Origin of the sequence: Sulfurospirillum sp. MES, from assembly GCF_000789415.1 — a bacterium.
GTDB lineage: Bacteria > Campylobacterota > Campylobacteria > Campylobacterales > Sulfurospirillaceae > Sulfurospirillum > Sulfurospirillum cavolei.
Map to the genome: position 1 here is coordinate 319,074 of NZ_JSEC01000003.1, position 12,918 is coordinate 331,991.

11 protein-coding genes are annotated in these 12,918 nt (G+C 44.8%); 9 read left to right on the forward strand and 2 right to left on the reverse strand.

The window, feature by feature from the left end:
• Positions 1-70 precede the first annotated feature (70 nt).
• The gene (locus OA34_RS07340) at positions 71-1,009 is read right to left on the reverse strand and encodes an EF-hand domain-containing protein (RefSeq protein WP_039673889.1); all 939 of its coding nucleotides are present in this window, start codon (positions 1,007-1,009) and stop codon (positions 71-73) included.
• A gap of 232 nt (positions 1,010-1,241) precedes the next feature.
• Here OA34_RS07340 and OA34_RS07345 point away from each other — a divergent pair, with 232 nt between their 5' ends.
• The 9 genes from OA34_RS07345 (at position 1,242) to OA34_RS07385 (ending at position 11,747) form a co-directional block, all read left to right on the forward strand.
• The gene (locus OA34_RS07345) at positions 1,242-2,081 is read left to right on the forward strand and encodes a virulence RhuM family protein (protein WP_039673891.1); all 840 of its coding nucleotides are present in this window, start codon (positions 1,242-1,244) and stop codon (positions 2,079-2,081) included.
• Positions 2,082-2,091: 10 nt separating this feature from the next.
• Positions 2,092-4,119 carry an HsdM family class I SAM-dependent methyltransferase gene (locus OA34_RS07350; RefSeq protein WP_039673892.1) on the forward strand — a complete coding sequence of 676 codons (2,028 nt, stop codon included), beginning with the start codon at positions 2,092-2,094 and terminating at the stop codon, positions 4,117-4,119.
• Positions 4,120-4,187: 68 nt separating this feature from the next.
• Positions 4,188-5,243: a restriction endonuclease subunit S gene (locus tag OA34_RS07355; RefSeq protein WP_039673894.1), complete on the forward strand. Its 1,056-nt coding sequence runs from the start codon at positions 4,188-4,190 to the stop codon at positions 5,241-5,243.
• A 162-nt stretch (positions 5,244-5,405) separates the two neighbouring features.
• Complete coding sequence (gene phnX, locus OA34_RS07360; protein ID WP_039673896.1) at positions 5,406-6,221, forward strand: phosphonoacetaldehyde hydrolase; 816 nt, start codon at positions 5,406-5,408, stop codon at positions 6,219-6,221.
• The gene (phnW, locus tag OA34_RS07365; protein WP_286682910.1) at positions 6,203-7,339 is read left to right on the forward strand and encodes a 2-aminoethylphosphonate--pyruvate transaminase; all 1,137 of its coding nucleotides are present in this window, start codon (positions 6,203-6,205) and stop codon (positions 7,337-7,339) included. The genes phnX and phnW overlap by 19 nt, the downstream gene beginning before the upstream one ends.
• Positions 7,333-7,866 carry a hypothetical protein gene (locus OA34_RS07370; RefSeq protein ID WP_039673898.1) on the forward strand — a complete coding sequence of 178 codons (534 nt, stop codon included), beginning with the start codon at positions 7,333-7,335 and terminating at the stop codon, positions 7,864-7,866. The genes phnW and OA34_RS07370 overlap by 7 nt, the downstream gene beginning before the upstream one ends.
• A gap of 62 nt (positions 7,867-7,928) precedes the next feature.
• Positions 7,929-8,948: a putative 2-aminoethylphosphonate ABC transporter substrate-binding protein gene (locus OA34_RS07375; protein ID WP_039673900.1), complete on the forward strand. Its 1,020-nt coding sequence runs from the start codon at positions 7,929-7,931 to the stop codon at positions 8,946-8,948.
• Positions 8,949-8,992: 44 nt separating this feature from the next.
• Positions 8,993-10,081, forward strand: coding sequence for a putative 2-aminoethylphosphonate ABC transporter ATP-binding protein (locus tag OA34_RS07380; protein ID WP_039673901.1), 1,089 nt, complete (start codon positions 8,993-8,995; stop codon positions 10,079-10,081).
• On the forward strand, positions 10,074-11,747 hold the full coding sequence (locus tag OA34_RS07385; RefSeq protein WP_039673903.1) for a putative 2-aminoethylphosphonate ABC transporter permease subunit: 1,674 nt from the start codon (positions 10,074-10,076) through the stop codon (positions 11,745-11,747). The genes OA34_RS07380 and OA34_RS07385 overlap by 8 nt, the downstream gene beginning before the upstream one ends.
• Here the strand turns inward: OA34_RS07385 and nspC are convergent.
• The gene (nspC, locus tag OA34_RS07390) at positions 11,744-12,871 is read right to left on the reverse strand and encodes a carboxynorspermidine decarboxylase (RefSeq protein ID WP_286682914.1); all 1,128 of its coding nucleotides are present in this window, start codon (positions 12,869-12,871) and stop codon (positions 11,744-11,746) included. The genes OA34_RS07385 and nspC overlap by 4 nt on opposite strands.
• Positions 12,872-12,918 lie beyond the last annotated feature (47 nt).

Below are 12,918 nucleotides of genomic sequence, written 5' to 3' on the forward strand. Positions count from 1 at the left end.
ATTATAGCAAAGCGCAAGTAAATGAAGAGTAACACAAAAACCGCGCTTTGCTTAGAGCGCGGTTCCTAAACTAAGCGTTAAAGCTAACGGACGTTCCCGACAAGGTATTTTGAGAAGCATAGTTGGAAATGATTTGCGCTAAAAGCGTTTTCATCATCTCGTCGTTGCGATCCATCGTACGCTCTTGCGTAGAAGCTACCTCGGAAGTATTTGTCGTCGTATCGCTTGAGTTTTGCGAATCCCGATAAGCACGCGCTTCTGCGGCACTTACCTTACCGTCGCCGTCGGCATCGGCATCGTCAAAGTTCGAAGCCAGCGTCTCAAAAAGCGAAGATAAAGCACTATCCGTCGAAGAAACGTCATTTGCCATAGCCGAAAGTTCGTCTTCGGTATAGCCCGTATTCTCTTCCTCAGAAGAAGAAGGCGGCGGTGGGGGCGGGGGCGTGCCTCCTGCCGCAGATACGGTACTCATCTTTGTCGTATCGGTGCTCGATTCGCTCGATTGCTGATAACTCATCGCTTCGGCAAACGTCACTTTTCCGTCTCCGTCGGCATCGGCGGCGTCAAAATTTTCGACCACCGAAGAGAGCAAATCTGCCAAAGGATCGTCCGTAGAGGAAACCTCTTTCAATAAAGAAGTCATCTCCTCTTCGCTCAATCCGGTATCGTGCTCAGACGAGGATGAAGGCGGCGGAGGTGGGGGCATAGAACCTGCCGCCGAAGAAGACATTTGCGCTAGCGTAGAGTTCAACTCGTCAAAACTAACGGAACCGTCTCCGTCGCTATCCATAGCAGTAAAAGCACTACTGATAGCACTTTCGTCACTGATGGAAAGCGCCAAAGCGGCACTACTAAACTCGGTACTATCGATTGATCCGCTTGAATCGCTATCCATAGAAGTAAGCAACGCTTCTACGAAAGAGGACTCAGATGTAGCGGAACTGCTAGTACCGTAACTATACGATGCGCCCAAAGACGCTCCGTAAAGAGAATCTGAACTAATCGTCATCTTCTCCTCCTGTGTTTGGCTTGGGAATTTCCCAATAGCAATCCTAACGCTAAAGCGGTAAACAAAGGGTAACACCGGAAAAGTTTTTACATGTAAGGGGATATTGGATAGGAAAAACATCATTGCATAGAGAACTTAAGTACCAAATCGGTACAATCGTAATGCTCATTTAAGGAATATACCGTGTTACAAAAAATCGAATCATCAAAAACAAAAAACAAGAGAGCTTACGATGAATCATCAGTCTCATATGGTTGTCTACAGTGATGGCGAAATAGAATTAAACGTTTCCGTCGATGAAGAAACGGTATGGCTAAATAGAAATCAAATATCTGATTTATTTGGGAAAGATGTCAAAACCATCGGTAAACATATCAACAATATTTTTAATGAGAATGAGCTCGCCAAACCTTCAACTGTCGCAAAATTTGCGATAGTTCAAAAAGAAGGGGAGCGAGACGTTAAAAGAGATGTCGAATTTTATAACCTCGATATGATTATTTCTCTTGGATACCGTGTCAATTCAAAAAAAGCGACCAAATTTCGACAATGGGCAACATCCGTACTCAAACAATATATCCAAAACGGCTATGCGCTCAATTCGCATAAAATGACAGAACAGCGATTATCAGCTCTTGAGAAGGATATAGCTACCATCAAATCGCATATTCAAAACCGCTCACTTGAAATTAAACAAGGTATCTTTTTTAACGGGCAGATATTTGACGCATACGTCTTTTTATCCGACCTCATTAAAAGTGCCAAAACAGCAATCACTCTCATAGATAACTACATCGATGAGTCTATCTTGACACTCTTTTCAAAAAACAAAACGATAAAATTTACCATTTATACGGCAAATATCTCCAAACAACTCCAATTAGATATTGAAAAATACAACAAACAATATAACAATTTAACCGTCCAAACTACCAAAAACTTTCATGACAGGTTTCTCATCTGCGATGAAACCGTGTATCATTTCGGTGCAAGTTTGAAAGATTTGGGTAAAAAAATATTTGCGGTCAATCAAATAAACATCGAAGTAAATCAACTATTAAAAAATATATAGGAATTCAAAAATGGCACAATCGATAGAACCAAATATTGCAGATCTGGCTAACGGCTGGCTAAAGTCTTACAAATTAGATTATAAATTAGAACAAGAGTCGCTAAACAGCGAAATAGACAAAGCCCTTTCCGATTATTTTACGAAAAACGGCGGAACAGGGGCAAATCGCCCCGATGCAAAACTACTCTTGCAAGATAAAAATTTAGATTATTACCCTATCCTCATTGAGTACAAAGGCTATAAAGGCAAACTCGAAAAACTTGATACCAACAAACAAATTGAAAATAAAACAGCTAAAAACGAACCCCATTTTAAAAATATCAACTCCTTTGCCGTAAACGGTGCAGTACATTACGCAAACGCTCTACTTCATCATACGAGCTACACGGACATTATCGCTATTGGTATGACAGGTTATAAAGACGAAACTAACGGGAAAATCCATCATCAAATCGGTGTCTATTACGTTTCAAAATCCAATTTTGGTGTGGGACAAAAAGTTGGAGATTTCTCAGATTTTTCATTTTTGAAAAAAGAAAATTTCGATGCGTTTATCAAACAAGTAAAAACTTTGAGTCTATCGCAAGAAGAACTCGATCAACTCAAAGAACAACGCGAAAAAGAGATAGACATTAGTTTGGTAAAGCTCAATAACGATATTTACCAAAAAGAAAAAGGCTTGGGCGAAAACGACCGTGTTTATCTTGTTGCCGCTTCTATTATTGCGACACTAGGAATTCCCGGAAAAGTTACGCCACTTGAAAAATCCGATTTAAAATCTTCAATCGAGGAAGGTAATACCGACGGTGAAATCATTGTCCGAAAAATCAAAGCGTTTTTGAGTGAGAAAAAGCTACCCGAAGAGAAAAAAGAGCTTATTATTAGAACCTTACAAAACACGCTTCTAACAGAGAATATCAACAAAGTTGAAAACGGTGAAAGCCAACTTAAAAGGGTTTTTACAAAAATAGTCGATGATTTGGGCATCTACTACAAGATAGGCTTAACCACGGATTTCACGGGAAAACTTTTTAACGAAATGTACGGTTGGCTTGGTTTTACGCAAGACAAACTCAATGACGTAGTGCTAACGCCTTCTTACGTCGCAACACTCCTCGTAAAATTAGCCAGAGTCAATAAAGACTCCTTTGTCTGGGATTTTGCCACAGGCTCAGCCGGTCTTTTAGTTGCGGCGATGAATGAAATGCTAAACGATGCTAAAAACACTATCACGTCACCTGAAGAGCTCTCTCAAAAAGAGATTCACATCAAAGCCGAGCAACTTTTAGGACTAGAGTTACTTTCAAGTGTTTACATGTTAGCCATTCTCAATATGATTTTGATGGGCGATGGAAGCTCAAATATCTTAAATAAAGACTCCTTGAGTGACTTTGACGGCAAGTATGGTTTTGGCAAAACAGATGCTACCTTTCCCGCCGATGCGTTTGTCCTCAATCCGCCTTATTCGGCAAGCGGAAACGGTATGAACTTTGTGGAACGTGCGTTAAGCATGATGAACAAAGGCTATGCCGCTATCATCATCCAAAATTCAGCAGGTTCTGGAAAAGCCAAAGAGTACAACAAACGCATTTTAGAAAAGCACACGCTTATCGCTAGTATCAAAATGCCGATAGACATCTTTATCGGCAAATCAAGCGTACAAACCAATGTGTATGTATTTAAAGTAAACGAAAAACACCATAAAGACGAGATGGTCAAGTTTATCGACTTTTCCAATGACGGCTACACACGAACCAACCGCAAAAAAGCGAGCAATAACCTCAAAGATACCGACAGAGCCAAAGAGCGTTACGAAGAAGTAGTAAATCTCGTTCGTTTTGGAAAAAGCAAACTCAATATCTTTACATGTAAAGAGTATTATGAAGGAGTGATTGACCCTCAAAACGGAGCGGATTGGAACTTTAATCCCACTATAGATACAAAGCCTACGCTGGAAGATTTTAAAAAAACCGTCAGTGACTATTTGGCGTGGGAAGTCTCAATGATTCTCAAACAACGAGGTGACTCGGGAAAGTAGCTTCCCCACTTAACGAGAAACTAAAAAACGTTAAGTGGGGTGAGTTTAAGCTAGGTGATTTATTTGAGATAAACCCTACAAAATATTATAGGCTTCAAAACGAAGAAATATTATCTGAAAATGGAAAAGTTCCATTAATTTCAAATTCTTCAACTGATAATGGAGTCATGGGTTTTTCTAATTTAGAAGCAAACAATAAAGGTAATACAATCACATGCTCTGATACAACATTGGGAGCAGACACAATGTTTTATCAAGCAAACGATTTTATTGGATATTCACATATACAACACTTAGTTCCTAAGTTTGAGCCTTTCAATAAAGCTATTGCAAGTGTAATAATCGTTGCATGTAGAGTTTCAACTTCAAAACAGTATGACTATGGGAATAAATTTAATCGTGAAGCGATGGATAAAACTAAAATCCAACTTCCTATCAAAAATGGAAAAATAGATTTTGATTTTATGGAAAATTTTATAGCGGAGCTTGAAGCGGAGCGCCTAGCGGAGCTTGAAGCGTATTTATTAGCAACAGGGCTAATAAATACGACTTTGACAGCTGAAGAACAGAAGGTTTTAAAGAATTTTGAGAATGTTAAATTTGAAGAATTTAATGTCATTGATGTATTTAACGTAAAAAATTCTGGAAATATTTTATCAAGAGATATTGTTGAAAATAGTGGAGAAACTCCCTATTTGTGTGCGAGCAGTGAAAATAACGCGGTAAGTTCTTACATATCCTATGATAAAAAATATCTTGATAGAGGAGATTGTATTTTTATTGGAGGAAAGACTTTTGTTGTTACATATCAAGAAAAAGATTTTTATTCAAACGATAGTCACAATTTAATTTTATATCTCAAAAATGAAGAGAAAAAAAGCAAATTAAACCAGCTATATTTAGCAACGTGCATCAATAAAAGCTTAGGACATAAATACTCTTGGGGAGACAGTATAAGCAATAAAAAAATTCAAAAAGATAAGATGACACTTCCAATCAAAAACAACCAACCCGATTATGCAACCATGAATACTTTTATCTCGGCTATTCAAAAGCTCGTTATCAAAGATGTAGTTTTATATGCCGATAAAAAAATAGCCGCTACCCAACAAGTCATCGCATAATTTTTTACACACATGTCAAAGAAAAGTTTGAAACTTTTCTTTGACATGTAAGCATTTTCCACAACCTACTAAACCGCATAAAATTATGCATTGATACGCTTACATGTAACCGTCTGGAAACTCTTTCGTACTACGATTCGCTAAAACAGCGAAGGGGTTTTTATGAAATCAGGGATTCAAGGGGTTATTTGCGATTGGGCGGGGACGACGGTAGATTTCGGGTCGCTCTCTCCGGTTGCGGCGTTTGCCGAAGCGTTCGATCGTTTCGGGTTTAGCGTGAGTTTTGAAGAGATTCGGACGTTTATGGGAATGCTCAAATTTGACCATACCCAAGCGATTTTAGAGTTGACGAAAGAGCGTTTTTCGGAGCAGTTTGGACGCTTTCCGGACGAAAAGGACGCGCGAGCGATTTACGCATATTTTGAACCGGCACTTTTTGACGTTTTGGCAAGCCATAGCGTGCCGATCAAAGGTGCGGTGGCGTTTGCCGAAACGTTGAAAAAACGCTCGATAAAGCTTGGTTCTACGACGGGCTATACCGCTTCGATGATGGACGTCGTGACGCGCGAAGCGGCAAAACACGGTTACAAACCGGATTGTTACGTGAGCCCATCGGCTTATCTTCCCGGGCGTCCGCACCCTTTTATGATCTACAAAAATGCCATCGAATTGGAAATCTATCCGTTAAGTTCCATCGTGAAAATCGGCGACACCTTAAGCGATATACGTGAGGGCTTAAACGCGGGCTGTTGGAGCATCGGCGTGGCGTTAAGCGGCAACGAAACGGGCATCTCGCACGACGCGTACGAACACCTTCCCAAATCCGTTTTGGACGAAAAACGCCGCCAAGCGAAAGAGAAGCTGGAAAATGCCGGAGCGCACTACGTCATCGACGGTATTTGGGACGCGTTGGAGGTTCTTGAACGCATCGAAGAAAAGATCAAAAACGGAGAAAAACCATGCCGCATTCATGCCTAAATACGATCGATCCGACACTCATACCGGACAACCCTTACCTTCTTTTAACGCCCGGTCCTTTAAGCACGAGTAAACGTGTTCGCGCGGCTTTACTGAAAGATTGGTGTACGTGGGACAAGGAGTACAACGACGTCGTGCAGGAGATTCGCTCCCGTTTGGTCGCTTTGGCGTCCAAAAGCGGTGCTTATACCGCCGTATTGATGCAAGGAAGCGGCACGTTTAGCGTCGAGTCCGCAGTGACGACGCTCCTTCCGCCGATCGACGCGAAAGTGCTGGTCTTAACCAACGGCGCGTACGGCGAACGCATCGCGCAAATCGCTTCGTACGCCAAAATTCCGTGCCTTACATGTAACGTTGAAGAGACGACGACGTTTTCGCTCGAAGCCCTTGAACACCTGCTTTGCAACGATCCGTCCATCCGTGCCGTCGCCGTGGTGCATTGCGAAACGACGACGGGCATTTTAAACCCCATTGTCGAGATCGCGCACATCGTTAAAGCGCACCGCAAACTGTTGATCGTCGATGCGATGAGCAGTTTCGGCGGCATCGAAATCGACCTTGACGCGTTGGACGCCGACGTGCTGATCTCAAGCTCCAACAAGTGCATTCAAGGGGTTCCGGGATTTGGCTTTATGCTCTTTAAAAAGACGACCTTAGCGACATGTCAGGGCAATGCACGCTCTTTGAGCCTTGATGCGTACGAACAATACGCGACAATGGAAAACGGCGGCGGCAAATGGCGTTTTACGTCGCCGACCCACGTCGTGCGCGCTTTTGCCGAAGCTTTGTGCGAACTTGAAGACGAAGGCGGCGTCGCGGCGCGATATGAGCGTTACCGCACCAATCAACGCCTTTTGGTCGAAGGTATGGAAGCCTTGGGCTTTGAATGCGTGGTGGAGAAAGCCTTGCAAAGTCCTATTATTACGAGTTTTTACAGTCCTAAGAGCGCTTCGTACGACTTTCAGACCTTTTACGCGCGCCTCAAAGCAAAAGGCTTCGTGATTTACCCCGGGAAAGTCTCACATGTCGAAAGTTTTCGCATCGGCACGATCGGTCACGTTTTTCCCGAAGACATTACGCGCTTGCTCAAAGCGGTACAAGAGGCTATTTTTTGGTAATTCCTTATGCCCTAGAGATCGGCTTTAGTTTCGTTTTTTTAGCATACTTTGCGCAACTCTACAAAATCTTTCGCACCAAACAAAGCGACGGGATCGCCTTAAACGGCTATCTCGTCACGTTTATCACGCTTTTGAGCTACATCGCGTGGGCAAAAAGCACGATCGGTACGGCGAAAATCTTGGAGCTTGGTTTACACACGCTCACCTTTGCATACATCTACAAACACGCGCGTCGCGTCGCTTTTTCCAAAAAAGATTTGGGCGTGTTTGCCGTAGCCTTGCTCGGCTCGTTCAACCTCATCGGCGGCATCGCGCAAGCGTACAAAAGTTACCGCGCCCTCTCCCCTCAAGACGTCAGCTTTTTACACTACGCCTTGATCTTCGTCGCCAATCTTTTTTTCTTACATGTTGCATGGTATGAGCACGAGCGCACGGTCGTATTTGTCGGACTTATCGTGACAAACGTCATTTACAGTTACATTCTTTTTCAAACAAGCAGGGCTATCGTTACCAAACGGTTACGGTAACCAAATTGTGGCGATCTCGCGTTAGGATGTCGCTACGATAATTTATACCCAAAGGGGAAACGATGGTACTCAAAAAAAGTATTTTGGCAGTGACGGGTTTAATGTTGGCGACGCACATGTTCGCGGCAAAAGAGAGCATCACGGTTTACACCGCGTTGGAGTCTGATCAAGTTAAGCCCTATTTAGAAGCTTTCAAAAAAGCGCAACCCGACATCGAAGTCAAAATCGTACGTGATTCCACGGGTATCATCACCGCTAAACTCCTTGCCGAAAAAGAAAATCCTCAAGCCGACGTCGTCTGGGGAACCGCCGCGACCAGTTTGGTACTCTTAGAGCAAAACGGTATGCTTGAGCCGTACGCACCCGCGGCACTCAAACACATCGACGCCAAATTCAAAGACACGAAAACACCTCCGGCATGGGTCGGCAACGACGTGTGGGGCAGTGCGATCTGCGTCAACGAAGTCGAAGCTAAAAAACAAAACCTACCGATTCCTACGAGTTGGGAAGATTTAACGAACCCCGTTTATAAAGGCAAAATCGTTATGCCCAATCCCGCAAGTTCGGGCACGGGCTTTCTAGACGTTACCGCTTGGCTTAAAATCTTCGGCGAACAAAAAGGCTGGGAGTATATGGACAAACTCCACGACAATATCGGTCAGTACACCCATTCGGGTTCCAAACCGTGCAAAATGGCGGCATCGGGCGAATTTCCCATCGGTATCAGCTTCGAATACCGTGCCGCCAAGTCTAAAAAAGAGGGCGCGCCGATTGCCGTCGTTTTCCCCAAAGAGGGCTTAGGCTGGGATTTGGAAGCCACGGCGATCATGAAAGGAACGAAAAACCTCAAAACGGCTAAAACCTTCGTCGATTGGGCAACGGGAGAAGACGCGAACAAACTTTACGCCGAAAACTTTGCCGTCGTCGCGTATCAAGGGCTTTCCAAACCGATTGAATTTATCCCTTCCAACTACGCTTCGATGCTGATCGACAACGACTTTGCATGGTCGGCAAAAAACAGAGAGAGCATTCTCAAAGAGTGGTCTAAACGCTACGAATCCAAATCCGAACCCAAAAAATAACAGACGCTAACGGGGAATTTTTCCCCGATGCGTAAGGAAAAAACGTGTCCGATACGACGGCTCTTACCATTTACAATGTTTCCAAACGCTTTGAAACCTTCCGCGCTTTAGAAGCGATTCATTTAGAAGTTAAAAAAGGTGAATTGGTCTGCTTTTTAGGCCCTTCCGGTTGCGGTAAAACAACGCTGCTTCGCATTATCGCGGGACTCGAGAGTTGCGATGAGGGCGAAATCGTCCAATACGGCAAAACCGTGACGCAGCTTCCGCCTTCCAAACGCGACTACGGCATCGTCTTTCAAAGCTATGCCCTCTTTCCCAACCTCACCGTCGCGAAAAACATCGGATACGGATTGCGAGAAAAAGGGATGGAAAAAAAGGAGACGAAAAAGCGCGTCAAAGAGCTTTTGGCGTTGGTGGGACTAAGCGGTAGCGAAGAGAAATACCCCAGCGAACTCAGCGGCGGACAACAACAGCGCGTTGCTTTTGCCAGAGCCATCGCGACCAAACCCTCGTTGTTGTTGCTAGACGAGCCGCTTTCGGCATTAGACGCACGGGTGCGCGAACACCTGCGACAAGAGATTCGGGAACTGCAAAAAACCCTCGGCATTACGACGATCATGGTCACGCACGATCAAGAAGAAGCGTTAAGCATTGCCGACAAAATCGTCGTGATGAACCACGGCGTAATTGAGCAAATCGGAACGCCTTTAGAGATTTACCGCCATCCCAAAACGCTCTTCGTAGCAGATTTTATCGGTAAAATCAATCTTCTCAATGCCCTTTATCGAGGCGAAAATCTTTTTAGCGTCGGTAAGCTTTCGTTTAGCGTGCATCTGGAAGAAAACGCCCTACCCGTTGAAGATCAAGCCGCAAAACTGCTGATTCGTCCCGAAGACATTAAACTCTACGACGCCGAAGCGGAAAATATCATCGAAGGTATCGTGCTTAAGATGACGTTTTTAGGGAGCTTTTGTCGGCTTTTCGTATCGATTAACGGTTTATTGGAAAACGTTTTACTGCTCGATCTGCCGCACAAGCTTTTACTGCGCGACGCGATTCGTGAACAAAGCCCGATCAAATTGGCGATCGCCCCTAAAGATATTCGCTATTTTCTAGAGCCGACGCATGCGTAGCGTTTGGGAAGACTCCAACCGTTTGGTTTTAAGCGCGCTCACGCTTTTGCTGACGCTTGGCTTGTGCGTGATGATTTTAGCGCCTCTGGTTCAGATTTTGGCGCAAAGCTTTTTTGATGCGGCGCATCGATTTGTCTTTTTAGACAATTTCATCGACTACCTTTCGCAAGAAAAATCCTTACGCCTCATTCGCAATTCCCTTTTCGTCGCTTTAACCAGCACGCTGATCGTCGTACCCTCGGCATTTGGTTTTGCCTATGCGCTGATGCGTTCGCGCATGCCGTTGAAACCTTTCTTTCGCTATGTCGCGTTTTTGCCTTTGCTCGCTCCGTCCTTGCTTCCCGCCATTTCGTTCGTGTATCTTTTCGGACACCAAGGCTTTTTCAAACCGTGGATGGGCGGCAGTACGATTTACGGGGCGTGGGGCATCGTCTTGGGCGAATGTTTTTACGTTTTTCCGCATATCGTGATGATCTTTTTAAGCGCGCTTTCGCTCTCCGACGCACGGCTTTACGAAGCGGCACAAAGTATGGGTGCGAGCAGTTTGAAAAAATTTTTTACGATCACGCTTCCCGCACTCAAATACGCGCTCGTTTCGGCAACTTTGGTGAGTTTTACGCTCGTCGTTACCGACTTTGGCGTTCCTAAAGTTATCGGCGGCGATTTTAACGTTTTGGCGACGGAAATCTACAAACATGTCATCGGTCAGCAAAACTTTGCGCTCGGGGCGACCGTCGGCGTTTTACTGCTCGTTCCTTCCGTCGTTACGTTTATCGTAGATAGCTTCGTGCAACGCAAACAAAAGGCGGTTTTAGGCTCGAAATTCGTTCTTTACGTGCCCCAAAAAGCTCCGATTTTCGATACCGCGATGTTGATTTTTGCCCTTGTAATCGCCCTGTTTTTTCTCATCGTCTTAGGCGTTTCGTTCTTTGCTTCGTTCGTTAAATTTTGGCCTTACGATCTCAGCCTCGTTCTCAAACATTACGACTTTTCGTCGATGGACGGCGGCGGTTGGGATTCGTACTTTAACAGTCTTTCTTTGGCATTTTGGAGTGCTTTGCTCGGAACGATTGCGGTTTTTACGACCGCGTATGTTGTCGAACGCGGAAAGGTTTTCCCGCACTTACGCGCATTTTTAAAGCTTTTGGCTCTGCTTCCTATGGCAGTTCCGGGCTTGGTCTTGGGGCTTGGGTATATCTTTTTTTTCAACCACCCCGACAATCCCTTAAACGCGTTGTATCAAACGATGGGCATTTTGGTCGTGTGTACGGTCGCACACTTTTTTACCGCAAGCTTTATCACTGCAACGACGACGATCAAACAAATCGACGACGAATTTGAAGACGTCGCCGAGTCGATGGGTGTTGCCTGCTACGAAACGTTTTTCAAAGTCATCGTCCCGATCGCGACGCCTTCTATTTTGCACATCGCGCGTTACTTTTTCGTCAATGCGATGACCACGGTTTCCGCAGTCGTTTTTCTCTATGCACCCTCCACGACGCTCGCATCGGTCGCGGTTTTAAATATGGACGACGCGGGAGACATCAGCTCCGCCGCGGCCATGGCAAGCTTGATCGTCGCCACCTCTCTTGGCATCACGCTTCTTTTCGACGCACTTTCCCACGTCGCCCTCAAACAAAGCCAACAATGGCGTAAGGCGCGTTAATTGCGTCTTGCGTACTCGTCGTACCCGAACCGACTCGTCACTTCGTAGCGTCCGTCTTTATGAAGCACGGCAAGATCGGGAAGTTTGACGCCGTTAAAGGTCGTATTTTTCACAATCGTATAGTGGATCATATCTTCAAAAATCAGCTTATCGCCGATCTTAAGCGGTGCGTCAAAACTGTAATCGCCCATGATGTCACCCGCTAAACAGGTAGGGCCTCCAAGACGGTACATGTAAGGTTTTTCGCCGACCTCTCCCGCACCTCGAATTTGTGCGCGATAAGGCATCGCAAGGGTGTCGGGCATATGCGCTTCGGCGGAAATATCTAAAATAGCGATGTCGATGCCGTTGTGCACGATGTCTAAAACACTTGCCACGAGCGGGCCTGTTTGCCAACCCACCGCTTCGCCCGGCTCCAAATAAACCGTAATGCCGTTGTAACGCTCTCTAAAATCTTGAATCAGCGCGATGAGTTTTTCCACATCGTACCCTTCACGCGTGATGTGATGCCCACCGCCGAAATTGACCCATTTCATGCGCGGTATTAAGTCGCCAAAGCGCGCTTCAAACCCTTTTAAGACCTCTTCTAAAGCACTCGCGTCTTGTTCGCACAGCGCGTGAAAATGGAGCCCTTCGATGCCCTCTAATTTATCGTACTCCATGTTTTCTTTGGTGATGCCCAAACGGCTATAAAGCCCGCAAGGATTGTATAAGTCCACAGGAGAGGAAGAGACCTCAGGGTTGAGTCTTAGACCACAACTGGTTTTACCGATGGCTTTGTGTTTGTATTTTTCCCATTGATTAAACGAGTTAAAAATCAGATGATCGCTTAAAGCGACGACCTCGTCGATATCTGCTTCTTTGTACGCGGGCGAATACGTACACACCGAACCTTTGAAAAATTCTTTGGCAAATTTAGCTTCATGCAATCCGCTACATGTACAGCCGCTAAGGTATCGGTCTACCAACGGGGCAAGTGCTTTAAATGCAAAGCCTTTAAGAGCAAGTAAAATCGTCGCATCCGAACGCTCGCTTACCTCTTTTAAAAGCTTTAAGTTTTGCTCTAAAAGTGCCTCTTCACAGACGTATGCGGGGGTTTGAATCTGTTTCATAATCGTTTCTATTTTGCTTTGTTTTTCCACGGCGCTTCTCCCAAAATAACTTAATTTAA

Coding starts and splice junctions, on each gene's coding strand:
- phnX (WP_039673896.1), top strand. CDS start 5,406: ATGAAATCAGGGATTCAAGGGGTTATTTGCGATTGGGCGGGGACGACG.
- OA34_RS07385 (WP_039673903.1), top strand. CDS start 10,074: ATGCGTAGCGTTTGGGAAGACTCCAACCGTTTGGTTTTAAGCGCGCTC.
- OA34_RS07345 (WP_039673891.1), top strand. CDS start 1,242: ATGAATCATCAGTCTCATATGGTTGTCTACAGTGATGGCGAAATAGAA.
- OA34_RS07375 (WP_039673900.1), top strand. CDS start 7,929: ATGGTACTCAAAAAAAGTATTTTGGCAGTGACGGGTTTAATGTTGGCG.
- OA34_RS07350 (WP_039673892.1), top strand. CDS start 2,092: ATGGCACAATCGATAGAACCAAATATTGCAGATCTGGCTAACGGCTGG.
- OA34_RS07340 (WP_039673889.1), bottom strand. CDS start 1,009: ATGACGATTAGTTCAGATTCTCTTTACGGAGCGTCTTTGGGCGCATCG.
- phnW (WP_286682910.1), top strand. CDS start 6,203: ATGCCGCATTCATGCCTAAATACGATCGATCCGACACTCATACCGGAC.